Here is a 25,866-nt window from a genome sequence, read left to right on the forward strand (position 1 = left end):
AAGCCAGAGCACCCTCACTCGCACTATATTTCTATTTCGTATTTATTTTGAATAATGGTTGATTAAATTCTACAACCGTTTCATTTTCGATTAATATTTCAGATACGATACCGTCAAATGGTGATACAATATCATTCATTAATTTCATCGCTTCTACAATACATAACACTTGTCCTTTTTTCACAGTGTCACCTATTTTGACAAATGTTTCAGCATCTGGTTTTGGTTGTAAATAAGCAATCCCTACTAAAGGAGATAAAACAGCTTCTCCAACATCTACTGATTCAACAGGACTACTTATTTCTTGATTCATCGGCTGATTGCTTGGTGTTACTACATTCGATGTTGTAGACTTCGGTTTATTCACAACGTCTTCTCGTGTCACTTGATTCGGATTCTCTTTAGCAAGGACAACCCGATTTTCACCTTGATTAAATTCAACATAAGCCACTGTCGATTTGTCTAATTTGTCAATCAAATTAAGTAATTCTTGATAATTCATTATTCACCGTCCCAACGTTTAAAACACAATACTGCATTATGTCCACCGAATCCCAATGAGTTCGTCAACGCATATTGAATCGCTTGTTTGCGACCACTACCTGGAACATAATCTAAATCACAGGCTTCTTCTGGATTTTGTAAGCCTAATGTAGCTGGTATAAAACCGTCATGTAGTGCTTTAACCACTGCAATAGCTTCTACCCCACCGGCTGCTCCTAATAAATGTCCAAAATGACCTTTTGAACTTGAAATCGCCACTTTATAGGCAGCCTCTCCAAAAGCATATTTAATCGCCTTGGTTTCAGCACTATCATTTGTAGGAGTTGACGTACCATGTGCATTGATATAGTCAATATCTTCTGGTGTGACTCCAGCTTGTTGCATTGCCATTTTCATCGCTTCTCCAGCCCCACTACCGTCTTCTGACGGAGCTGTCATGTGGTATGCGTCAGAATTTGCACCATAACCAACTAATTCTGCTAAAATCGTTGCACCACGTTTTTTAGCTGACGAAAGTGATTCTAAAAATAAAATACCGGCACCCTCTCCCATTACGAAACCGTCACGTTCTTTATCAAATGGTCGTGACGCTGTTTTAGGGTCAGAATTAGTCGATAAAGCCGTCAAAGCTGCAAAACCACCAATGCCAATTTCATTAATCGTTCCTTCACACCCCCCAGCGATACACGCATCTAAAAATCCCATTTTAATTTTCAAAAAGGCTTCACCTATTGAATTAGTGGCACTAGCACAAGCCGTCACAATATCTAAACTAATCCCTTTCGCTCCTAATTTCATCGAAATATTACCGGCAGCCATATTGCCAATGGTCAATGGTACAAATAATGGCGGAATGCGCTTTGCACCTTTATCAATCATTTTTCGGATACCATTTTCAATTTCAACTAAACCACCAATTCCAGAACTCACTAAAGTTCCCACTCGATGAGCATTTGCAGCAATATCATATCCGCTCATATTGACAGCTTCTACAGCTGCTGCTACTCCATATTGCGAAAAATAATCCATACGTCGTACTTCTTTACGCTCTATCACAGTAGTTGGATCAAAATCTTTTACTTCTGCTGCTACACTCACTCCGGTCGCAGTCGCATCAAATTTGGTGATTGGTGCAATACCAGAATTTCCCTCTTTCATATTTTGCCAAAAATCATGTACATTATTTCCAATGGGTGATATAGTTCCAATACCTGTCACAACGACTCTTTCCATTTTAAACCTCCAATTCTAGTTTGCTTAGGCTGGCTCTTTAAGTACTTTATTCAATCTGTCGCACTAAGCAGTCTACATATTCATTCCGCCGTTAATTTCCAGTACTTGACCAGTGATATAACGATTATTAATTAAAAAGTTCACACATGATGCAATTTCATCTACTTTGCCAAAGCGTTTTAAAGGGATTTGATTTAACATTCCCTCTTTATTTCGGTCAGATAACGCATCCGTCATATCGGTCTCAATGAAACCAGGTGCAATCGCATTTACCGTAATTGAACGTGGTGCTACTTCACGTGCCAATGCCTTTGTTAGTCCAATTAATCCAGCCTTACTAGCAGCATAATTCACTTGGCCAGCATTTCCAGTTATCCCAACCACACTCGTCATATTGATAATCGTTCCTGTCCGTTTTTTTAGCATTAATGGCACAATGTGTCGGCACATATTAAACGCACCTTTTAAATTGGTTTGTAAAACAGCGTCATAATCTTCTTCTGACATACGCATTAACAAGCCGTCTTTGGTAATACCTGCATTGTTTATGAGTACATCGACTTGTCCATATTGTTCCTTAATTTCTTGAACCATTCGTTCAGCATCTTGAAAATCTCCAATATTGCCAATTACTGTTCCAACTGGTTGGTCAAAATCTTTAAATTGCGTTAATACTTCTTCCTGTATCGGACTACGACTATTCAAAATCACTTGATGTCCTTGGCTTGCTAAATTTTTTGCAATCGCTAAACCAATTCCTCTTGAACTACCTGTTACTAAACATACTAAACTCATGACTACCTCCTGTTCTACTATGATAAAAATTCTTTTAATTGATCTACATCTTCAACATAATTTATAATTTGGCACTTCACTTGTGAGTGTTGACCTGCTAATAATTTTGCCAAAGTATCTCCTGGCCCAATTTGAATCACATGCGTTAGTCCGTCTTTAACCCATTTGTCAATCGTTTGATACCAATAAACAGGCTCTACTAAGTGCTTCACTAAATTTTCTTTAATCGTTTCTAATTGGTGTGGCTGCACCGTCACATTACTCCAAACTGAAATGTCACTAGAATTAAATGCCACTGCTTGTAATACATTCGCAAAAGGGGCTTGCACTTCACGCATTAAAGGAGAGTGGAAAGGTCCTTCTACTTTCAAAGGTAAAACCTTTTTATAGCCCAATTCTTTTGCAGCTTGTTTAAACGTTTGTATCGCTTGACTTGTCCCAGCAATAACGATTTGATTAGGTGAATTATAATTAGCAATATACAATGGCAAGTAGCTCGCAATTTTAGTGACCAAAGTTTCGATTTCATCAATCGGCATTCCAATGACAGCTGCCATTTGTGCATCATCAATGAACTCGCAATGAGCTGACATCAAGCGTCCACGCTCTTTTAATAATGCCAATCCCTCTGCTTGACTCAGCATTCCACTTGCGATTAAGGCACTATATTCACCTAAACTCAATCCCCCCATAAACTCAATTGACGGCAATTCAGTTTCAATGGCTCGATAAATAGCTAAGCTTGTTGTAGCAATCGCAACTTGTGCATTTTCTGTTTTAGCTAATTGATTAATATCTTCTCGTATCCATTGTTCGATTGGATAATTTGTTATTTCAGTCGCTTCATCAAATACTGCTTTTGCAGCTGTGAAATTATCTTTAAAATCCAATCCCATATTCGCAAAATGAGCACCTTGCCCATTATATATTACGGCTAATTTCATGTATCCTCCTTATTCGGACTGCCTCGACGTCCACTTCACATAACTCTCAACTTAATCAAAATAAGATTGTTTCGCAGCAAAAACAGCTTTTGCTTGATTAACATAGTCTTGAATAATGTCGTGACATGATTGTTCTTCTTTAATCAATCCGGCAATCTGACCAGCCATCATAGAGCCAGTTTCAGTATCACCCTCCACAACTGCACGACGTAATGCTCCACGTCCCATAATTTCTAATCGTGAAATATCGGGTGTTTCATCACTCGTAATTGCTTTTTCAACTGCTAAATATTCATTCGTCAATTTATTTCTCAATACACGGACAGGGTGTCCTGTAATTTGTCCTGTTACTACTGTATCAATATCACTTGCTTTAATAATCGCTTTTTTAAAGTTATCATGTGCATTCGATTCTGTTGCAACAACAAAACGTGTTCCCACTTGAATTGCCTCACACCCCAACATAAAGGCAGCTGCCATAGAGCGACCGTCACCAAAACCACCAGCAGCGATTACTGGAACAGATACAGCATCAACAACTTGAGGCACTAAAGCTAAAGTCGTTTGCTTACCGATATGTCCCCCTGCTTCCATGCCTTCAACAACGACAGCGGCAGCACCAATACGTTCCATGCGTTTTGCTAAAGCAACTGATGCAACGACTGGAATAAAAATAATTCCTGCCTCTTTAAATCTTGGAACATATTTACCAGGATTACCTGCTCCTGTCGTAATAATTTTCACACCCGATTCAACTAAATAGTCAACAACTTCTTCGACATGTGGATTTAAGAGCATAATATTGACGGCAAAAGGCTTATTTGTTTTAGAGCGAATCGCCTCTACTTTTTGTTTCACGACTTCGACCGGGTCATGCCCCGTTCCAATGACACCTAAGCCACCAGCATTCGATACTGCACTCGCTAAGTCAGCATCTGCAACCCATGCCATTGCTCCTTGAATAATCGGATAGTCGATATTTAATAATGTGGTAATTGCTGTTTTCATTTTTATGATTCTCTTCCTTTGTATCAGAATTTGTATAAAATGATGACCTCATAAGTCATATAAGCATAGAATACACTTCTCGCTTCGTTTACTTATAAGGTCATGTAGTTGTTCAATCGTTCTTATTATAAGCTTTCGATATAATTAACTAAGTCACCAACTGTTTTTAGATTTTTGTCTGTATCAATAGTAATATCTAATTCATCTTCAATTTCACTAATAATTTGAAAAACATCTAAAGAATCAGCTTTTAAATCTTGCTCAAAATCCGTTGTTAATGTAACCTCTTCTGCTTCAATTCCTAATTGATCAACAATAATTGCTTGAATTTTTTCAAATACCATATTTATTTCCTCCATTTATTTCGAATAATTTATACTGTTAAACTAATATTTCCCCATGCTAGACCGCCGCCAAATGCACAGAGCGTAATATGTTGTGTTCCGTCAAAACGTAATCGATGTTCTGTATTTAATTGATGCATTAAAACTGGAATACTAGCTGCCGATAAATTTGCCACTTGAGCAATATTTGACGGCACTATTTCGGGATTGACCGATAATTTTTTAATCACTAAATCAATTAATCGTTGATTCGCTTGATGACAAATAATCAATTCGCTTGCTTGTTCATCTGTCTCGATAAATGTTTTTAACGAACGAATCACATTGCGACTGACAAAATTAAACACGTCTCGACCTTTCATCGACATCAGTTCATCTGTCTGTCTATTCAGTTCAATCGCACCCATTGTATCGCCGATTGCATAAAGCTCACTACGATAATGAGTAAACGATGATGCGTCATTATGAATTAAAATTGCACCTGCTCCGTCTCCAAACAAGACACAAGAACTTCGGTCAGTAAAGTCTAAAATATCACTCATTTTTTCAACACCGATTAGAAGTGTGTAAGTATCTTCATAAACACGTGCAAATTTTTCAGCAATATCTATTCCTTTAACAAAGGCTGCACAAGCACCATTAATATCAAATCCCCAAGCATTATTCGCCTGAATTGCAGCTTGAACTTGATTTGCAACACTTGGTGTTGGCAGTTTAGATGACATGGACGCCACAATGATAAGTCCTATTTTATTGATGATTGATGCATCACAATCCTTTAAAAGATTTTGTGCTGCCTTTATCGCCATATTAGCGACTGTTTCCTCTTCATCTGAAAAATAACGCTGCTTAATTCCAGTTCGTTGTTGAATCCATTCATCACTTGAGTCTAGTTGATATTGATTGATTAATTGATGATTATTAAGCGAATTATTGGGTAAATAACTACTTACTTTTATAATTTGACTCATCAGCTCATCCTTCATTCATCCTGTTTTTGACATTGTCTAAGAACTGATTTAGATTGCGTAATCCTTTAATCAGTACTTGTGCTTCTTCTCTTTCAAGACCTGTCAACGTGTCTTTTACCATATCCGTATGGAATTTATGATGCAAACGATAAACAAGACGCCCTTTTTTAGTTAAATTCAATCGTACAACACGACGGTCATTCGGCTGATTTAATCTTTCGACATATCCTTTTTTAACCAAGTTTTGAATCGAAACAGATAAAGTACCTGCTGTAACGCTAAGTTTTTTCGCTACTTCATTCGATGTCGGTAGATCTACTAAACCAATCGCTTCAATCGTGTGCATTTCTTTAATTGTTAAATCCATGAATGCACTATTTCGCAACGACTCTTCTTCGATTTGCATAATCTCATTAAATATTCTGACTAAATATCCATTGACTTCATTAATGGTCTCAAAATCCAAAATATTCACCTCTTTCATTTAGTTTGATGTTCAAACTATTTGATAATCAAAATTCTAGCTTAATACTTTAGATTTGTCAAATGTTTTTTCATAAAAAATTTTTTCACGAGTTTGCCAAATATCAAAAAGACTATTCAGAACGCAAAAAAACACTTGAACCGAAGTCCAAGTGTCTTACCTTATTTAATGGCACCTAATGCCATTTTCTTTAATTTATCTACTTCAAATGCCGTTAATTCTCGTGAATCTCCAGGGTTTAAATGACGTAAATCTAAAAATGAATAGCGTTCACGCTTCAATTTCATCACAGGGTGTCCAACTGCTTCAAACATGCGTTTTACTTGATGATTCCAACCCTCATGAATCGTCAACTCCACAATCGCTGTTTGAGTTTGAATATTTTGTGACAATAATTTTGCTCGTGCCTTACTCGTTTTTCTTCCGTCCAAAATAATCCCACGTTCAAGACGACGTAATGCTTGAATATTTGGAATACCTTTCACTTTCGCAACATAAACTTTATCCATTTGATGTCTTGGGTGCATTAACAGATTTGCAAATTCACCGTCATTCGTTAATAAAATCAAACCACTCGTATCATAATCCAAGCGTCCAACAGGATAAATACGTTCTGCATATTGCGGTAAATAATCCAAAAGTACTGCTCGTCCTTTATCATCGGACACAGCACTGATAACTTGTTTTGGCTTATACAATAATACATAGACTGGATGCTCACGATAAATAGGGACACCGTCTACTTCAACGACATCATGTGAACTCACTTTTGCACCTAATTCTTGTACAACTTTACCATTTACAGATACTCTGCCCTCTAAAATTAACGCTTCACATTTACGTCGACTATCTACTCCGGCATGCGCCATTACTTTTTGTAATCGTTCCATCTTAGTCTACCACCTCTTCTTCATCAAATAAGTTTATTTCCCACTGCTTAGTTGAAAACAGTGCTTCATTAACAGGTTCTGCTTTCAATAATAATGGCTCTAAATCTGGTAAATCATCTAATGATGTTAACCCAAAATAATCCATAAAATACGGTGTAATCCCATATAATACCGGTCTACCCGGTGCTTCCACACGACCAACCTCTTTAATTAAATCACGTAATAATAACTTTTGCAGCATCCCACTTGAAGATACACCACGAATTTCATCAATGCCAATTCGTGTAATCGGTTGACGATAGGCAATAATTGCTAAAGTTTCAATGGCTGCACGAGATAATTGTTGTGTATATGGAGATTGAGCAAATTGCTCCACATCATGTTCTAACTCTTTTTTAGTAATTAAACGATACTGTTGGTTGAAATTCACTAGTTCAATCGGTGACTCTTCATCATGCAACAAATCCAATTGTAACTGTGCTAGTACATCATTGACTTCATTTAAAGACACTGCTAAAGAATTCGCCAACTGCTCACGACTTACACCTTCACTCCCAGCAACAAATAAGATACCGAATACACGTTTTTTTAATGATAATTGCAAGTATATCCTCCTATTCTAATTCATGCCGCTTGATTTCAATGGGAGCTAAGGCACTTGCTTGATAAAATACTAGCGTCTGTTTTCTAACCATTTCTAAAATCGCCATAAAGGTGGTAATAATTTCGTTGCGTGAACCAATTTTCAATAAATCTTGAAAAGCAATTCGTCGATTCGTATTTTCAATCAACAACTGAATTTCATTAATCTTATCTGATACAGACAATGGCTCATATTCTACTTCTCTTTGCCTTGGCTCACGGTCTTGTTGTCGTTGCAAAGCTTGCGACATCAACAATGCTAACTGCTCTAATGACACAGCACCAGCCTCTAATGGTATCGCCTTTTCAAACTGTGATAAATCTTCTGCTGGACGCATATATAATTTCGCACGCTTAGCTTCATTTATCTCGAGTGCAGTCGCCACATCTTGAAATTGTTGATATAGCAACAATTGTTGTACTAAAAATTCACGTGGGTCTTCTTCATAATCACTCTCTAACTCACCACTCGGTTCAATCGGCAATAACATGCGTGCTTTAATTTCCAATAATGTTGCAGCCATTACTAAATACTCGCCGGCAATATCCAATTGCAATTCCTGCATACTGGATAAATAATACATATACTGCTCCGTAATTTCACGCATCGGAATATCATTAATATCCACTTTTAATTCTTTAATTAAATGCAAAAGCAAATCGAAAGGCCCTTGAAATGCTTCTAGTTCGAGTTTAAGAATTTCTTTAGCCATTTCGATTGCTCTCCTTTTGAAAATTAATTAGTTTCTTCCAACGATTCATGATATTTTATAGACCAATTTTTAACAATCTCACTCATCATAATCGAGCCTTGGAAAGATGCAGTAGGATATAATGCTCGCAATTCTAAATACATCTGATAACCGATTCCCTCATTGCGATATGACGGCAGCACTGCTAAACGATGGATGACAATAATATCTCCGACTTCTTCAGAAATAGCCGGTTGTTCTTCAATCACCATAGCACCGATAAAATTATCCTGTTCTTCCTTACGGAATAAAAAGATTTCAAATGCTTCCTCTTCACGAAATGTATTCAATAACTGTCTTTGGTCATTCGAAGAAATAGATTCATCAAATGTATAAGACATTAGCCCCCATACAATTTTTTCATTTTTATGTTTTGAACGAATTAACATCTTAATCCTCTTCCTTAATTAAAAATTGGGTTCAATCAAATAGCTAGTCACTTAATTTTTCTCAATAATATAAAGCTATCGACTATATCCACAAAGAAAAACAACACCGACCATACTATCATTCTTTATTTAAAAAAGCAAATTCTATTATAATCTTGAAATCAAGCCACGTAATAATTTCTTAAATTGTGGTTTAGCTTTTTGAGAATATTCCATAACTTCTTCGTGATTTAAACTTACTTGCATACCGGCTGCTAAGTTCGTAATACATGAAATACCAATCACTTCCATACCAGCGTGTTTAGCAACAATCGCTTCAGGAACTGTTGACATTCCGACTGCATCTCCACCGATAGCACGTGCATATCGAATTTCTGCCGGTGTTTCATAAGTAGGCCCTGTAAACCATGTATAAACACCCTCTTGCAAGTTAACATTAATATCAGCTGCCACTTCTTTTAATAATTGTTGTCCACGTTTACTATATGTTTCGGTCATATCAACAAATCGTGGGCCATGCTCTTCAATATTAGCACCAATTAATGGATTTTCTCCTGTAATATTCAAGTGGTCAGTAATAATCATCAAATCCCCCGGTGAAAATTTCTCGTTCACACCCCCAGCTGCATTGGTTACAACAACAGTTTGTACTCCTAATTCTTTAAAAATACGAACTGGATACGTCACTGTTTGTAAATCGTATCCCTCATAATAATGGAAACGACCTTGTAAAGCGATAACTTTTTTACCTTCTAATGTACCGTAAATTAATTTTCCGGCGTGACCCGCTACGGTTGATACTGGAAAATTCGGAATTTCTTCATAAGGAATTGCAATCGGTGATTCAATTTCATCTGCTAATTCACCTAAACCAGAACCTAAAATCAATGCGATTTGTGGTGCTTCAATACCACGTCCAATTAAATATTGAGTTGTAACGTTAAACATATTTGCCTCCTATTCTACTTCAGTTGTGCTAAGAATGATTGTCCTAATCCTGTTGATGTCACTTCAAAATTATCAGCAATCGTTGCTGCAATATCAGCGAAATGAGTTGCTTCTAATTCTTTTGGCTCTTTGAACAAAGGACTATAAATTAAGATTGGTACATATTCACGAGTATGATCTGTTCCAGTAAAAGTTGGGTCATTTCCATGGTCTGCTGTAATAATTAATAAATCGTCTTCTTTCATCGCTTGATAAATTTCTGGTAAGCGTGCATCAAATGCTTCTAGCGCATCAGCATATCCTTGTGGATTGCGGCGATGTCCGTATACTGCATCAAAATCAACTAAGTTCGTAAAACTTAACCCATGAAAATCTTGTGCCATAACCGTCAATAATTTATCGACACCGTCCATATTATCTTTTGTACGATTTGATGCCGTAATTCCTTGTTCATTGAAAATATCTGAAATTTTCCCAATCGAAATGACATCTTTACCAGCATCTTTTAACGCATCTAAAGTAGTTGGCTCAAATGGGCTTAACGCATAGTCATGACGATTTGATGTGCGTTGGAAATTACCAGGTTCACCAACATAAGGGCGAGCGATAATACGACCTAACATATACGGTTCTTCTAAAGTAATAGAACGACAATATTCACAGATACGATATAATTCTTCTAATGGAATAATCTCTTCATGTGCTGCTATTTGTAAAACAGAGTCGGCAGAAGTATAAACGATTAAATCGCCAGTTTCCATTTGATGTTTACCATAATCATCTAATACTTCCGTACCAGAATATGGTAAATTACATACAATTTTACGTCCTGAAAAAGCCTCGATTTTGTCTAATAATTCTTTTGGAAAGCCCTCTGGAAACACACGAAATGGTTGTTCAATTTTAAGCCCCATAATTTCCCAATGGCCTGTCATTGTGTCCTTACCAGCCGACACTTCTTCTAATTTTGTCCAGTAACCAGTTGGCTGTTCAACAGGTGACATACCGGCTAATGGTTCGATATTTACCAAACCTAATGCTGTCATATTCGGTAATTTTAATCCCGCTGTTTTAGCAATATTACCTAATGTATGCGAACCTACATCACCAAAATCAGCAGCATCTGGTGCTTCTCCAATTCCTACGGAATCCATTACGATTAAATGAACACGATTAAATGTTGCCATATTTTTCTTCCTTTCATCATCACTTATTGTAATTTTCTATGCTCTTGGAAATGACTTGCGATACACTTCCTGCATTCTCACTTTTGAAATATGCGTATAAATTTGCGTTGTTGAAATATCCGTATGCCCTAATAGCTCTTGCACAAATCTCAAATCAACACCATTTTCAAGTAAATGCGTTGCAAATGAATGACGTAACACATGGGGAGATACCGAATCACTATCCATTCCAGCTATTTGAACATATTTTTTAATTGTTTTCCAAATGCCTTGACGTGTAAACTGCTTACCACGCTCCGTAATAAATAACGATTCTTCCACACGTCCCTTTACTTCAAAACTATATCTCACTTCTTGTAAATATTTATCAATCCAAAAAGCTGCCTCTTCTCCCATTGGGATTATCCGCTCTTTATTTCCTTTTCCAATCGTTTGAATAAAACCGAGCGACAAGTGGCAATCACGCATTTTCAAATGCGTTAACTCACTAACCCTCAGTCCAGTCGCATACATTAATTCTAATATCGCTCGGTCACGAATACCCCAAGTTGTTTCAGTATCGGGAGCTGCTAACAGTGCATCAATTTCCTGTAATGTAATTGCTTTAGGTAGGCTTTTTTGCTTTTTAGCTCCTTGTATTAACGTCATCGGTGAATGTTCAATTACTTTTTCGATAACTAAAAAATTAAAAAATTGTTTTAAACTCGATAACATACGATTGGTCGAACTAACGGAATAGTTGACCAATTTCAAATGAGCCAAAAATAATTGAATCGTTGTTTTATCAACGTCTTTCATCGATGTGATGTTCTTTTCTTCTAAAAAATCATTAAACTTCACTAAATCTCTGGCATAACTTTCAATTGTATTTTGCGAACGATTATGGTCAATCAATAAATAACGCTTAAAATTTTCAATTTCCGTCTGTATCATTCAACTAAATATATCCCATTATTTTTTTCTTGACGAATTTTACCTTGTTTCAACAATTGACCAACTGCACGCTTAAATTGAGCTTTGCTAATGCCTAATTGAGACTGAATCATATCAGGATTAGACTTGTCGTGTAAGCCTAAATATTTAGTTGGTGATTTTTCTAAAATCGCCATTAACATTTGCGCATCATCACCAATCGCCTCATGCGCACGTGGTTTCATTGAGGCATTTAATGAGCCGTCACGAGCCACATTAATCACTCGCACCGATAATTGTTCCCCTAAGCGAATCGCTTGTGTCAATTCCGACTCATGAATAAAGACACGATACCCCTGTTCAGTAATCGCTAGAGCACCTGCTAATTTCACTTGAAAAACCGTTACTTCAATGGTTTGGTTCATCATGCCTTTAGGTGCTTTTTTAAATAAACGTGCAATCGTTTCATAATCGGCTAATTTCGCCCACATACGCTCTTTAGCATCAACTTCGTACGTTACATACAATTTATCTTGCTTTTTCGGCCATAATTGGCGATTTTCCGGTAAATCATCGAGCGATAGCACGACTTCTTTATCTTGCAAGCCAATGTCCACAAACACTCCTAAATCTTTTCGTGAACTATTCACAACACCCCAACCATAATAACCAGGTCTAATATCTGGCAACTCCGTCTGCATGACACGCTTGCCAAATCGATTCTCATAAATTAAGCCCTCTACTTGCTCACCAATCGCAAATGTTTCATCAGTGCATTCTTTAGCAACACCATAAGTCACACCCTCATATTGCACAAAATAATGCGATTCATTTTCATCAATTACTTTTCCTATAACGATTTGTCCGTATTTCAACTTAATTCACCTACTTTCCTTGAAAAATTTTTACTCTGCTGTCATTTTATCATATTTTTCGTACTGATGAAATGGACTTGTGATTGAATCACGATTATTCATTCGCTAAATACGCTTGAATTACTTGGATAAACTGCTCACTATACTTCATCGCTTTGACTGCTCCAACACCCTCAACTTCAAGAAAACTGTCATAATCTGTCGGCATTTTGCGTGCCATATCTTCCAATGTTCGATTGGAGAAAATGATATAAGCTGGCAATTGAGCTTGTTGAGCGAGTGTAAATCGCATATCTCGTAAACGATTATATAGGGCAATATCTATTTCAGAACTATCAGCCATACTATTTGAGAGTTTCTTCTCCACCTTAGTCTTTTGCTTTTTCATCGTTAATTGTTGCTCGCCTAATAATATTTGTCGTGCTAAGGGTGTCAACATTAACCCTTTATGCTCTGTTACAGCTAAATATTGATTCGCAACTAATAAGGAAATCATATCTTTAATTTGGCCTAACGAATATTCTTTCATCAACCCATAAGTCGATAACTGGTTTAAGTTATTCTCTACGATTTTTTTATCCCGACTACCTTTTACGACATTCGCTACCATTGTCATACCAAATGCGTATTTTAATCGTGCGACAGTCGATAAAATAATTTGTGCTTCTTTCGTAATATCCTGTACATCAAACTCACTTAAACAACTCGAGCAATTTTGACAGGGCTTAGATGCTTCACCAAAATAATTCAAAATAAATTGCCGTAGACAAGTCGTTTGATTCGCATATTGAATCATCGTTTCCAATCGTGGCAGTCGGTTCGTGTCTTGCCCATTTTCAATCATAAACTTCGCCGTCACAATATCTTGCTTAGCAAATAGTAAAATCGCCTCGGCTGCTAATCCGTCACGTCCTGCACGACCAGCCTCTTGATAGTAACCTTCCAAATCGGTCGGTAAATTATAATGAATCACTTTACGAACATCTGTTTTATCAATTCCCATACCAAAGGCATTCGTTGCCACAATAATGTTTTTCTTATCATAAATAAATTCTTCTTGTGCTTGATGTCGTTCTTGATTGGATAAACCAGCATGATATTTTGTTGCCTTATACCCTAATTGCACCAATTTTTCAGCAATGCGTTCCACATTTTTTCGTGTTTGAGCATAAATAATAATCGACTCATCATGGGATAAATAACTCACTAATGTACGCATTTTATCCGTTGGCTCTAGCACCGTTAATTTAATATTCGGACGGTCAAAAGTATTGCCTACCACTTTTGGTTGCTTTAATCCAAGCTGTAAAATAATATCTTGTTGCACCTTTTGCGTTGCTGTCGCCGTAAAAGCCGTAATTACCGGTCGTTGCTCCAATCGGTCAATAAATTGCCGTATTTCCACATAACTCGGTCTAAAATCATGCCCCCACTGCGACACACAGTGTGCCTCATCAATTGCGATTTGACTGATTGTCGTATTGTTTAACACCGAAAGAATTGAATCTGTCATTAAACGTTCCGGTGCAATATAGAGCAACTTAATGCTACCCTGTCTTAATTGTGCCATGACTTCAAAATATTCTTCTGTCGATAAGCCGGAATGCAAAGTAGCTGCTGGAATATTGTGCAATAATAATGTATCAATTTGGTCTTTCATCAACGAAATTAAAGGTGAAATCACAAGCGTTAAACCATTCATCAAGACTGCTGGCAATTGATAACAAATTGATTTCCCTCCACCAGTCGGCAATATCGCTAAAATATCTTGTTTAGCTAAAATTGTTTGGACGATTTCTGCTTGATTGTAACGAAACTTAGGGTAGCCAAAATAATGTTGTAATGCTGTTTCTGCGTTCAATCAGTCACCTCATTTCTCTCCCTATAACGCTTAAAACTTATCTCGCAAATCACGCAATTGTTTGAAAGCTTCTACCGTAGTGGCTTGTAAAAATAAATTAATGGCTCTTTCTTTACCAATAGTAGTTGGCAAAGTCGGCTGATTTTCTGCTCGTAATTGTTGAGCTTGTGCAAGTGCAGTAGCGATTGCTTGGTTCATCGGCTCTTGCTCATTTGCAAAACGTAAATTCGTTACCGTATATTCATGCCCAGCATACACTTCAATCGCATCTTCTAATTGAGATATTTTTTGTAAAGCTGCAAACTGTTCCGCATAATCTTTTGTAAACACTCGACCACAGCCAGCTGAAAACAAAGCATCGCCACAAAATAGCTTTTTATCCACAATAAAGGAAATATGTTCACTCGTATGCCCTGCTGTTTTAATAATCTCAACAGTATTTCCCCATAACTCAAATTGGTCACTCTCTTTGACCACTTGCGTTGCCAAATGAACTACTTCAATCGGAGCTTTAACAAATAAACTAGGATACTTTTCCAATATCGCCGTTACACCAGCAATATGGTCATCATGCCCATGCGTAATGAAAATACCAATGGGTTCAAGCTGATTGACTTCCAAATAATGCAAGACACTGTGGGATTCACCAGGGTCAACTATCACAACTTGCTGTCCCTGTTTAACGAGCCAAATATAGTTATCTCTTAGAGCAGGTAATCCAATAACTTCCATTCTAACCACTCACTTTCCTATAATTGATTTAATTTTAATTGCTTAATACCATTAAAATAGGTAATTGCCGTCACAACAATAGCACTAGCATCTGCAAAAGGTGCAGCGTATATGACCCCATTCAAGCCCCATAAATGCGAGAAAATAATGATAGCTGGCAGTAAGAAAATGATTTGACGTGTTAAAGTTAAAAACATTGCTTTTTTCGAATGCCCAATCGCTTGGAAGAAATTAGCCCCTAAAATTTGAAAGCCGATTAATGGCATACAGAGTAGCCATGCGTTTAATCCCCTTTGCGTAAATGCCATTAATTCTGGGTCATTGTTAAAAACACCAATAATTTGTTGTGGAAACAGACGGGTTAATAGCCAACCTATCGTCAATAAAATCGTTGCAGCACCAATTGCTAATTTTTCGGCTTCAATAATACGGGCATATTTTTTAGCACCGAAATTAAAACTAATAATCGGTTGAACCCCTTGATTAATACCTAGTATCGGCATTACGATAAAAGTGATGATACTGTTGATAATCCCCATACCCGATACTGCAATGTCGCCACCATATTGCAAGAGTGTGCGATTTAATGTTAAGTTCAATATACTACTACCGATTTGCGTCAAGAAATTGGGCATTCCAAGTTTTACAATTGCTCCTATTTCTGCAAAATCAAAACGCAGACGCTCAAAACGAATATGGTGCTCATTTTGGCGATTAAAGAAATAAGCTAAAGTCCACACCATTGAAATAAATTGCGATAAAATCGTTGCCCAAGCAGCTCCAGCCATGCCCCAGCCTAGTACATAAATAAAGATAGCATCTAACACAATATTCGTTCCTGCACCAAAAAACATCGTCATCATCGCTAACTTAGGTTGTCCGTCAGCTCGTAAAAAATTATTCATCGTCATGCTGACAATTTGAAACACAGAACCTAAGAAGATAACACGCATATAGGCCGCTGAATACGGTAAAATTGTCGGACTGGCACCAAACCATTTTAAGATAGTATTTAAAAATAAATGACCTAGTACCATGAACAATAAACCACTCGTCACAGCCAGTAAAAAGGAAGTATTTAACGCATGGGTAGCCTCATTCTCTTTCTTTTGCCCAAGACGGATTGAAAAGAGTGTTGCCCCGCCTACTCCAAATAAAATTCCGATTGAAGTCTGAAGAATCATAATTGGAAAGCCAATCGTAATCCCTGCTAGTCCATTTGCACCAAGTCCAGGTGCATTTCCAATAAAAATTCGGTCTACAATGTTATATAAAGCATTGATTACCATTCCAATAATTGCTGGTACTGAAAATTTAATTAATAATTCTCGTATCGGCGATGTTCCTAAAATATTGCGATTTTCTTGCATCGTATCTTCCTATCTATTTCATTCTTTATACCACGATTTTATTATAAATAACCCTTAATGTCAGCACAATTCATTTCCCACTCAAAATTGATCCTTTGAATAGAAAAATCGGCAGCATTAAACCTTAATGTGCCGATTTAATTTTGACTATGCGTTTAAATCTTCTTCTGAAATACTGTCTAAATAAGTATCTACTTTAGCTACAACACCACTCAAGCTACCTGGTTCAAATGGTGATTTCAAATTAGCACTAGCTACAATTTGTTTAAATGATTGCGTACCACCAATACGGCAAATCGTTAAGTAATCTTGCCATGCAGTTGGGTCTTGATCCACTTGATTTCTTTCCCAGAATTGCAAAGCACAAACTTGAGCCAGTGTGTAGTCAATATAGTAGAATGGTGCACCGAAAATATGTGCTTGTGAGAACCAACGTGCTCCTGTTTCTAAGAATGTAATACCCTCATTATCTTTCCAAGGATTATATTGGGCCTCTAAACGACGCCATGTATCACGACGTTGTTCAGGTGTCATCTCTGGATTTTGATATACTTCATGTTGGAAATGGTCAACCAAGACACCATAAGGTAAGAATGATACCGTACTAAATAAGTGGCTGTATTTATATTTTAAGGTTTGCTCTTCAAAGAATAATTCCATCCAAGGATATGCAAAGAATTCCATACTCATTGAATGAATTTCGCATGACTCGTATGTTGGCCATACTGATTCAGGTGTTTGAATCCAACGAGATTGATACACTTGGAATGCATGCCCTGCCTCATGGGTCAAGACATCAATATCTCCAGATGTTCCGTTGAAGTTAGAGAAAATAAATGGCGATTCATAATTAGGAATATAATCACAATAGCCACCACCCTGTTTACCAGGTTTTGTCACTAAGTCTAATAAATTACGTTCCACCATGAAATCAATAAACTCGCCTGTTTCATTCGATAATTCATGATACATTTTCACACCATTCGCCACAATTTCTTCCGGTGTGCCTTTTGGTTTCGCATTCCCCGATTCAAATTCTAGTTCCAAGTCATAAACTTTCAAAGCATCTAATCCTAAACGCTCTTTTTGACGATTGAATAATTTTTCAGCCAATGGCACAACATGTTTCAATACTTCTTGACGATAAATTTCCACATCTTGACGGTCATAGTCTAAACGATTCATTCGTAAATAGCCGACTTCCACAAAATCTTTAAAGCCTAATTCAAGTGCGATTTGATGACGTGTTTTCACTAATTCATCATAGATACGGTCAAATTCAGCTAGATTTTTTTCAAAGAACTGACTAATCGCAGTCAGAGCTGTCTTACGTTCTTGACGGTCAGTGGATTGCGTAAAGACTTTCATACCAGGTAAATTATAAATCTCACCATTATGCTCAATTTCAGCAGACGCAATTAACTTATCATATTCTGAAGCTAATTTATTTTCAGTCTGTAATAAAGGAATAATACTCACATCAAAGATTCGCAAACCATTTTCTGCAATTTTAAAGAATGTTTCTGGCAATAATTCGTTTAATTCATTACGGAATGGTGAGTTTAATACGGCTTTATAATAGGTCGTTTCCCATTCACTAATAACAGGCCCAGATTCATTCCAAAATTCTTGTTCTTCATCATAAAATGTATCACGAGTATCAATCGAATGACGTATCGTCACCAATTTTGATAAAGTTAAAATATTATTTTGTAATGCTTGAATCCCTTTGATTGCTGCTGCTACTTCATCGACAGTTGTTGCTGATTCAATTTGTGCAACAAAACCTAAAAATTCTTCTTTTAGCGACTCTAAATTTGGTCGTTCATAGTGATAATCTTCAAATTTCATGTTATCCCTCATTTCATTTCAGTTACTGAATAGTATACCATAAAAAACAAGCAGGTGACTATCAGATTATTCGCATAACATTTGTGAATACGATATAATATAAAACGATTGAAAGGACGTGACAACCAATGGAAATGCGTAACACCATACGTGAACAAATCGAACAAAAATTAGCTCTATTGCCCGACTTACCTGGTTGTTACTTAATGAAAAATGCAGATAATCAGATAATTTATGTCGGCAAAGCAAAAAATTTAAAAAATCGTGTGCGTTCATATTTTCGTGGTGCTCACGATACTAAGACGACCAAACTTGTTTCGGAAATACATCACTTTGAAACGATTATTACCAATAGTAATAAAGAAGCCTTGATTTTAGAAATTAATCTCATTCAGCAGTACAAGCCGATTTATAATATTCGTCTAAAAGAAGGAACGATGTATCCTTACTTAAAAATAACAAATGAGCGTCACCCACAATTAATTATCTCCAATATTGTCGGTAAAGACGGAGCTCACTATTTTGGCCCTTTTCCAAATGTCGGTGCTGCAACACAAACTCAGCAATTATTACATCGTGTCTACCCTTTAAGACGCTGTAATAAAAACGAAAAACGTGCGTGTTTCTATTATCATTTAGGACAATGTATTGGCCCTTGCGACCATGAAGTATCTAGAGAAGAATACCAGCAACAAATTCAACGCATTAAGCAATTCTTTAATGGGAATGTCAGTGACATTAAACAAGCCTTAAAACAAAAAATGAATGATGCGGCTGAAAAACTAGAATTTGAACAAGCAGCTGATTATCGCAATCAACTGCAATATATCGAAACAACCATTGAAAAGCAGACAGTTATGAGCCAAGACTATGATAATACCGATGTCTTCGGCTATACCTATGACAAAGGCTGGCTATCCATTCAAGTATTCATGCTACGACAAGGCTCTATTTTAAAACGTGAAGCAGCCATTTATCCTACCTTAAATGAACCGGAAGACGAAGTGACTACTTTTATCGCTCGTTTTTACTTAGAGCAAACTCAAATGAAGCCCAAAGCAATTCTCGTGCCAAGTGATATTGATAAAGAGACTTTACAAGAATTATTGTCAGTGGAGATTCATACCCCTGTCCGTGGTAAAAAACGTAGCATGCTAGAACTTTGTGAGAAAAATAGTAAAATTGCACTCGATGAAAAGTTTCGTCTAGTTGAAATGCAAACACTTAAAACAACCGGTGCTGTCGAAGCATTAGCGAAAGCCTTACATATTCCACAAGCCTATACCATTGAAGCATTTGACCACTCGAATATTCTCGGTACGAACGCTGTTACTGGAATGGTGGTCTATAAGGACGGAAAACCGGATAGGAAAAATTATCGTAAGTATAAGATTAAAACCGTAGAAGGCAGCAATGAATTTGCATCAACACAAGAAGTAATCCGACGACGCTATACTCGACTTTTACGAGAAAACTCACCACTCCCCGACTTAATCTTAATGGACGGTGGCAAAATTCAAATTCGTGCTGCACGAGATGTCATTGAAAATGAATTAGGATTAGCCATTCCAGTCGCCGGTATGGTTAAAAATGACAAACATAAAACGGCTGCCTTAATGGACGGCTATTCAGAAGAATTGGTCGATATTGACCCACGCAGTCAACTATTCCATTTCTTGCAACGTGTTCAAGAAGAAGTTCATCGCTATGCGATTAGTTATCATCGACAAGTACGAAGTAAAAATCAACTTGGTTCTCAATTAGATGTCATTGCAGGTGTCGGCCCAGCGACTCGTCAAAAATTATTAAAACATTTTAAATCGCTTGACCGAATCCGAGATGCAGCCATTGAAGATATTAAACAGTTAGGAATTCCTTTAAAAACTGCTGAACGCATTAAAGAAACATTAGCAACCTATCAACAGACGGCTCAATCAGAAACAAATTAAACACAATTAAAAAGAAAGTTGGAACAATATGTTATATTTTCAAAGTGATTATGTATTAGGGGCACACCCTTTAGTATTAGATGCCTTAATCAAAACCAATCTCGAAGCATTAACAGGTTATGGGACGGATACTTATACTGCCTTAGCCAGTGAAAAAATTAAACAAGCCTGTCAACAAGAACAGGCACAAGTTTACTTATTAACCGGTGGTACTCAGACTAATAAAATTATCATCGACACTATGCTAGCAGCCTATCAAGGTGTCATCGCAGCCGATACAGGACACATTGCTGCTCACGAAGCTGGTGCTATTGAATCCGCTGGGCATAAAGTACTAACGATTCCACATACACAAGGGAAAATTCAAGCAAAAGATGTTCAACAATTAATTGGAACTTTTTATGCTGACGCTAACCATGAACATATGGTCTATCCAGGTATGGTCTATATTTCTCACCCAACAGAATACGGAACATTATATACAAAAGAAGAATTATCTGCATTAGCTAACCTTTGCCGTCAATATGAGATTCCATTATTTTTAGACGGTGCACGACTTGCCTATGGTTTAGCTGCAACCGATACAGATGTTACACTCGCTGATATTGCAGAATTGTGCGATGTCTTTTACATCGGTGGTACTAAAGTTGGGGCACTCTGTGGTGAAGCGGTTGTCTTTACGAAACAAAATCAACCTAAGCATTTTGTAACGCTAGTCAAACAGCATGGGGCACTTTTGGCAAAAGGTCGCCTACTAGGTGTTCAATTTGATGCTCTCTTTACAGATGATTTATATTTTAAAATGGGACAACATGCCATTAGTAAAGCTGAAGAGTTAAAACACCTTTTAAAAGATAAAGGCTATCGATTCTACTTAGAGTCACCAACCAACCAACAATTTGTCATTGTTACGAATCAACAGTATCAAACACTATCAGAAATTGTGATGACAGGTTTCTGGGAAACTTACGATGACCAACATGTCGTCATTCGCTTTGCAACAAGCTGGTCAACTACTGATGAAGATATGAACCAATTAGCCGAGCAATTACCAGTGGCTGTGTACTAATTAAAATAGATTAAGGCTGAACAAAAGTCTAATACTAGCAATAATTTGCTCTAACTTGAACCACAATTTGTTGCAGTGTTGAACTTTTGTTCAGCCTTATTTTAATTTTCATACTGTCAATATCATTATCTTCTTCTCGGTTTCAAAGCTGACATTCCATGTGCCTTAACTGTCTGCATTAGATACGGCCATGCATTTTGACTAATTCTAACCGATTTTCCTTTGGCTAGTCGTTTCATTTGAGATTCATAATAACTAACCCCGATAATCGGGCCAAGTGTCTTATCTAAATTTTGTATTCCTGTTGTTAAGCGTGGTGTCATTACTTGAAAATCTCCAAAATTAGCATAGTCCTTTACCAAATGTGGACGAAGAACAAAAGGTCTAGCCAACCCAATCATCGCTACTCCGTCTTCAATAGCATCTTCCATTTGAGCAACTTTTCGGAATCCACCTGTCGATACGATTGGAACGGAAGTAATATTCGATAGAGCAACCGCATAATTAACAAATCCAGCACCATTTTCGTATTCACTACCAAAAACAGGAGTCTCATAATTGCCACCAGAAATTTCAATCAAATCAATTCCTAAATCAGACATTTTCTGAACAACTAACTTACAATCTTCAAACCCAAAACCTTTCTCCTTAAAATCCGAAGCATTTAATTTCAATGCTATCGTAAACGAAGAACCTACTTTTTCACGCAAACCTTGATAAATTTCAACAAGGAATCGCATTCTATTTTCTAAACTTCCCCCATAGCTATCTGTTCGTTGATTATCAGCAGGTGAAAGAAATTGATTAATAAGATAACCATGAGCAGCATGCAATTGAACACCATTAAAACCAGCTTTTTGGGCTAAAACACCAGCTAAAATAAATTTTTCTATTGTTTCTTCGATATCAGATAAAGTCATCTCTCTTGGCGTTCGAAAAGCTGACGCAGCAGCACCAGAAATCGGTATAGCACTTGGTGCAATCGGTGTTTCATTAATAGAACGATACATTTGTTTGCCAGGATGATTCAATTGTATCCAAATCGGAACACCCTGTTGTTGCCCAACCGCTGCCCATTTTTGAAACAAATCTAAATATTCATCTGAGTCTAGAACAACATTCCCTGGTTCACCAAGATAGCGACTGTCCACCATAACATTACCTGTTACTAAAACTCCCATTTTTTGTTTTGCCCAATACTCATAAAGCTTTATAAGCTCATGAGTTGGAGCGTGTTGACTATCTGCCATTGTTTCACTCATTGCTGATTTAAAAAAGCGATTAGCCAACACTTGACCATTTGGCAGTCTCAGTGGCCTTAGTAAATTTTTATTCATCAATTCTAGCTCCCCTATTAAATTGATTTAGTTTAGCCTCACAGTAGTTCATTAAAGCTTTCCCTTTTAATGCGTTATAACCTTTTAAATTAACTCTTGCTAATTTATTATTAGAAAAATATCTTCCAGAAATATTTGCTACATCAGATGAATTTATAAGATAGTATCCTGTTTCAATCCCTTTATCTAAGTCTTTTGAAAAAGGTTTCATCAATGTAGTCAATAGCGTACTTCTTAAATTACGTTTCACATTATCATTTCCTAAATTTGTTGAAATTAGTCCCGGATGATAAGCATTAACTGTCACATTGAGTTTTTGTTGTGCAAATAATTTTGCCTGTTCCATAGCTAACCAAATAGTAAATAATTTTGAATTATTATAAGCCATAGCTGCTGAATATCTCTGCTCAAGCCCAAAATCTAAATCTTTTATTTGAGCAAAATGATGCATGAAAGAAGAAGTATGAATCACTCTGCCCAACTCTGCTTGTTTTAACAATGGCAATAATTCAGTTGTTAAAATATACGGTACTTGAACAGATAACATAAAGGTCATCTCAATATTTTCTGCCGTTGCAACACGAGCATCCCCAAAATAAGCACCTGCATTGTTCAATAAAACATCAATTTTTTCGAAATCTCTTTGTATTTCTTGTGCAAAACGATAGACCTCTTCCATTTTTGAAAAATCAGCCAAGTATCCATGAATGCGTTTATTACCTGTTTTTAATTCAATATCACTGCGAGTTGCTCGCAATTTTTCTTGATTGCGACCATGCAAGATAATTTCATGTCCTTCACTGGCTAACTTCATTGCTAAATGTTTTCCAATACCGTCCGTAGAACCTGTAATGATGATTGTTTTTACCATATTAGTTCTCCAAAAACTCAATCAATTCTTTTGCAAATTCATCAGCAAACTGAAAGATAGAGCCATGTCCTGCTTTAGGATAAATAATCAGTCTACTATCGACTATTTTTTCATGCATATCATACGAATTTTGTGTTGGAACTTGCATATCTTTATCCCCATTAACAATTAATGTAGGTTGTGTAATATAGCTTAAATCATCTTGAGCAGCTTTGCCCCAACGTTTAATAGCTTTCAATTGGGTTAAGAATCCTGGAACACGCATCTCTTTATCTGCATAAGCAGCCTGTCTTGTTCCCATGCGTCCTAAAACTTTATTTGCCTCAACTTTCCCCTCTTCATCGTGATTGTAGAAAATATAACGTTTAGGGTCAATTCGCTCAATGGCTGCTTTCAGCATATAACGGAATGTTTTACCGGTTACTTTATCAATTTCTTTACCACCACGTGGGCCTGTACCCGCTAATATTAAACGATTAACTAAACTCGGCTTAATGCGTACTATTTCTTGAGCAATCATTCCACCCATGGATAAACCTAGTAGATTGATATGCTCATATCCCATAGTATTAATAATCTCAATCGCTTGTTCAGCCATTCCTGGAATCGTTGCTGCAACCTTACCTTGACTACCACCTACTCCGGGTAAATCTAACACAATCACATGATGTTTCACTGCAATTAAATCTAATAGTTTAGGATCCCAATTATCCAAAGTAGCTGCTAAATGGACAAGCATCACTAAAGGTAAAGCTGACTTTCCTTTACCTAATTCACGATAGGCAATTTGATTTCCTGCAACATTAATATATTGATTTTTAGTTATGATATATGACATTACTTCCTCCATACTCTCGCTCATTATATTAGAAACTCAAAACAGTTTTTCCACGAGAACGACCATTCGCTACCTTATCGAGTGCAGCATTCACTTCTTCAAATGGATAAACAGTATCAATTGACGGCTTGATTTGACGTTCACTAAAGATATCAGCTACTTCTTGTAATTGTTTTCCATTACTTGTTACAAAGATAAAATGATAATGAACCCCATATTTTGCTGCCATTTGGTCAAATTTTAACCCAGCAGTTCCAAATAGAATCTGCTTATGAAGTGGCATGTTCATTCGTTTAGCAAATTCACCATTCGGCATCGCACGTAGTGACACTAAATGACCACCTTTTTTCATAATCGTCATTTGTTTTTCCGTTTCATTACCACCAAGTGTATCTAAAACATAATCCACATCACTTACAGTCTGCGTATAATCTTCTGTTTTGTAGTCAATAAATCGGTCTGCTCCTAATGCTAAGACACGTTCAGCATTAGCACCGTCACCATTAGTAATAACTGTCAGACCCTTTGCTTTCGCAATCGGAATCGCCATACCACCGACACCACCAGTACCACCTGAAATAAAAATCGTTTTACCTGATTGTGCTTGCATTAAATCAAGTGCTTGCATAATTGTCAATGCAGTAAGTGGAATCGCTGCTGCTTCAACATCGGTTAAATAATCCGGTACTTTTGCCAAAGCACTTGCATCTACTGCTACATATTCAGCAAATGCTCCAATACTGTCTAGCGGTAAACGTCCAAAAACACGCTCTCCAATTTCAAAATTGGTAACGGCTGCTCCAACTTCTTCGACTAAACCAACTAATTCATTTCCGGCTGTTTGTGGTAATTTATAAGGGACAATCATCTTAACTTCACCACGAGAAATCATATTATCTAAAGGATTGACACCTGCTGCTGTCACTTTAACCAAAACTTGCTTACTCGTAATTTGTGGTTTTGCTATATCTGTTACCGTTAATTGAATATTATTTTTATTATAAGTTGTGTGTTGTGCTGCTTTCATATTATCTCTTCCTTTTCTTATTTGGGTTCGCTCAGCTTGACTTGACGTCCACTTCAGAAAATCCCTTTGTGCGTTCCACGCAC

At 36.9% G+C, this 25,866-nt stretch carries 26 protein-coding genes; 2 read left to right on the forward strand and 24 right to left on the reverse strand.

The annotated features are described in order from the left end of the window. Positions 1-31: 31 nt before the first annotated feature. From accB to JDW14_05580, 20 genes are all read right to left on the reverse strand, one after another. Complete coding sequence (gene accB, locus JDW14_05485) at positions 32-502, reverse strand: acetyl-CoA carboxylase biotin carboxyl carrier protein (protein ID QQD64791.1); 471 nt, start codon at positions 500-502, stop codon at positions 32-34. Then, positions 502-1,737, reverse strand: coding sequence for a beta-ketoacyl-ACP synthase II (gene fabF, locus JDW14_05490; protein ID QQD64792.1), 1,236 nt, complete (start codon positions 1,735-1,737; stop codon positions 502-504). Before fabF ends, accB begins: the two co-directional genes overlap by 1 nt. Before the next feature lie 72 nt (positions 1,738-1,809). Further along, complete coding sequence (fabG, locus tag JDW14_05495) at positions 1,810-2,532, reverse strand: 3-oxoacyl-[acyl-carrier-protein] reductase (protein ID QQD64793.1); 723 nt, start codon at positions 2,530-2,532, stop codon at positions 1,810-1,812. A 17-nt stretch (positions 2,533-2,549) separates the two neighbouring features. After that, positions 2,550-3,476 (reverse strand): ACP S-malonyltransferase, encoded by a 927-nt coding sequence (locus JDW14_05500; protein ID QQD64794.1) that lies wholly within the window; start codon positions 3,474-3,476, stop codon positions 2,550-2,552. 51 nt (positions 3,477-3,527) lie between these two features. Beyond that, the gene (fabK, locus tag JDW14_05505; GenBank protein ID QQD64795.1) at positions 3,528-4,484 is read right to left on the reverse strand and encodes an enoyl-[acyl-carrier-protein] reductase FabK; all 957 of its coding nucleotides are present in this window, start codon (positions 4,482-4,484) and stop codon (positions 3,528-3,530) included. Positions 4,485-4,609: 125 nt separating this feature from the next. Further along, positions 4,610-4,828, reverse strand: a complete 219-nt coding sequence (locus JDW14_05510) for an acyl carrier protein (GenBank protein ID QQD64796.1) — start codon at positions 4,826-4,828, stop codon at positions 4,610-4,612. Between the two features lie 29 nt (positions 4,829-4,857). After that, the gene (locus tag JDW14_05515; protein ID QQD64797.1) at positions 4,858-5,799 is read right to left on the reverse strand and encodes a beta-ketoacyl-ACP synthase 3; all 942 of its coding nucleotides are present in this window, start codon (positions 5,797-5,799) and stop codon (positions 4,858-4,860) included. A gap of 4 nt (positions 5,800-5,803) precedes the next feature. After that, on the reverse strand, positions 5,804-6,283 hold the full coding sequence (locus JDW14_05520) for a winged helix-turn-helix transcriptional regulator (protein QQD64798.1): 480 nt from the start codon (positions 6,281-6,283) through the stop codon (positions 5,804-5,806). A gap of 161 nt (positions 6,284-6,444) precedes the next feature. After that, the gene (locus JDW14_05525; protein QQD64799.1) at positions 6,445-7,173 is read right to left on the reverse strand and encodes an rRNA pseudouridine synthase; all 729 of its coding nucleotides are present in this window, start codon (positions 7,171-7,173) and stop codon (positions 6,445-6,447) included. A gap of 1 nt (position 7,174) precedes the next feature. Beyond that, positions 7,175-7,777 carry an SMC-Scp complex subunit ScpB gene (gene scpB / locus JDW14_05530; protein QQD64800.1) on the reverse strand — a complete coding sequence of 201 codons (603 nt, stop codon included), beginning with the start codon at positions 7,775-7,777 and terminating at the stop codon, positions 7,175-7,177. A gap of 10 nt (positions 7,778-7,787) precedes the next feature. After that, on the reverse strand, positions 7,788-8,534 hold the full coding sequence (locus tag JDW14_05535; GenBank protein QQD66509.1) for a segregation/condensation protein A: 747 nt from the start codon (positions 8,532-8,534) through the stop codon (positions 7,788-7,790). A 17-nt stretch (positions 8,535-8,551) separates the two neighbouring features. Then, a complete protein-coding gene (locus JDW14_05540; protein ID QQD64801.1) occupies positions 8,552-8,956 on the reverse strand; it encodes a GNAT family N-acetyltransferase in 405 nt (134 codons plus the stop codon). Positions 8,957-9,103: 147 nt separating this feature from the next. Further along, the gene (locus JDW14_05545) at positions 9,104-9,904 is read right to left on the reverse strand and encodes a purine-nucleoside phosphorylase (protein QQD64802.1); all 801 of its coding nucleotides are present in this window, start codon (positions 9,902-9,904) and stop codon (positions 9,104-9,106) included. A gap of 14 nt (positions 9,905-9,918) precedes the next feature. Beyond that, entirely contained in the window at positions 9,919-11,091 is a 1,173-nt protein-coding gene (deoB, locus tag JDW14_05550; GenBank protein QQD64803.1) for a phosphopentomutase, read from the reverse strand. 36 nt (positions 11,092-11,127) lie between these two features. Further along, a complete protein-coding gene (xerD, locus tag JDW14_05555) occupies positions 11,128-12,024 on the reverse strand; it encodes a site-specific tyrosine recombinase XerD (GenBank protein QQD64804.1) in 897 nt (298 codons plus the stop codon). Further along, positions 12,021-12,884 (reverse strand): hypothetical protein, encoded by an 864-nt coding sequence (locus tag JDW14_05560; GenBank protein ID QQD66510.1) that lies wholly within the window; start codon positions 12,882-12,884, stop codon positions 12,021-12,023. The genes xerD and JDW14_05560 overlap by 4 nt, the downstream gene beginning before the upstream one ends. Before the next feature lie 88 nt (positions 12,885-12,972). Further along, positions 12,973-14,739 (reverse strand): DNA helicase RecQ, encoded by a 1,767-nt coding sequence (recQ, locus tag JDW14_05565; protein QQD64805.1) that lies wholly within the window; start codon positions 14,737-14,739, stop codon positions 12,973-12,975. 30 nt (positions 14,740-14,769) lie between these two features. Beyond that, the gene (gene gloB, locus JDW14_05570) at positions 14,770-15,471 is read right to left on the reverse strand and encodes a hydroxyacylglutathione hydrolase (GenBank protein QQD64806.1); all 702 of its coding nucleotides are present in this window, start codon (positions 15,469-15,471) and stop codon (positions 14,770-14,772) included. A gap of 17 nt (positions 15,472-15,488) precedes the next feature. Next, entirely contained in the window at positions 15,489-16,841 is a 1,353-nt protein-coding gene (locus JDW14_05575) for an MATE family efflux transporter (GenBank protein ID QQD64807.1), read from the reverse strand. A 147-nt stretch (positions 16,842-16,988) separates the two neighbouring features. Next, positions 16,989-18,692, reverse strand: a complete 1,704-nt coding sequence (locus JDW14_05580; protein QQD64808.1) for a M3 family oligoendopeptidase — start codon at positions 18,690-18,692, stop codon at positions 16,989-16,991. A gap of 146 nt (positions 18,693-18,838) precedes the next feature. On the opposite strand from JDW14_05580, the gene uvrC reads away from it, so the two are divergent. After that, positions 18,839-20,641, forward strand: coding sequence for an excinuclease ABC subunit UvrC (gene uvrC, locus JDW14_05585; protein QQD66511.1), 1,803 nt, complete (start codon positions 18,839-18,841; stop codon positions 20,639-20,641). Between the two features lie 28 nt (positions 20,642-20,669). After that, positions 20,670-21,710: an aminotransferase class I/II-fold pyridoxal phosphate-dependent enzyme gene (locus JDW14_05590; protein ID QQD64809.1), complete on the forward strand. Its 1,041-nt coding sequence runs from the start codon at positions 20,670-20,672 to the stop codon at positions 21,708-21,710. A 125-nt stretch (positions 21,711-21,835) separates the two neighbouring features. Here the strand turns inward: JDW14_05590 and JDW14_05595 are convergent, their stop codons facing one another. From JDW14_05595 to JDW14_05610, 4 genes are read right to left on the reverse strand one after another with little or no spacing between them, the layout of a single operon-like run. Continuing rightward, positions 21,836-23,047 (reverse strand): NADH:flavin oxidoreductase/NADH oxidase family protein, encoded by a 1,212-nt coding sequence (locus JDW14_05595; protein ID QQD64810.1) that lies wholly within the window; start codon positions 23,045-23,047, stop codon positions 21,836-21,838. Then, positions 23,040-23,918 (reverse strand): SDR family NAD(P)-dependent oxidoreductase, encoded by an 879-nt coding sequence (locus tag JDW14_05600; protein QQD64811.1) that lies wholly within the window; start codon positions 23,916-23,918, stop codon positions 23,040-23,042. Before JDW14_05600 ends, JDW14_05595 begins: the two co-directional genes overlap by 8 nt. A 1-nt stretch (position 23,919) precedes the next feature. Further along, positions 23,920-24,756: an alpha/beta hydrolase gene (locus tag JDW14_05605; protein QQD64812.1), complete on the reverse strand. Its 837-nt coding sequence runs from the start codon at positions 24,754-24,756 to the stop codon at positions 23,920-23,922. 28 nt (positions 24,757-24,784) lie between these two features. Then, positions 24,785-25,783 carry an NADP-dependent oxidoreductase gene (locus tag JDW14_05610; protein QQD64813.1) on the reverse strand — a complete coding sequence of 333 codons (999 nt, stop codon included), beginning with the start codon at positions 25,781-25,783 and terminating at the stop codon, positions 24,785-24,787. Positions 25,784-25,866: the final 83 nt, after the last annotated feature.

This window comes from Aerococcaceae bacterium zg-252 (assembly GCA_016237705.1).
In the GTDB taxonomy this organism is placed as follows: domain Bacteria; phylum Bacillota; class Bacilli; order Lactobacillales; family Aerococcaceae; genus Globicatella; species Globicatella yangjingiae.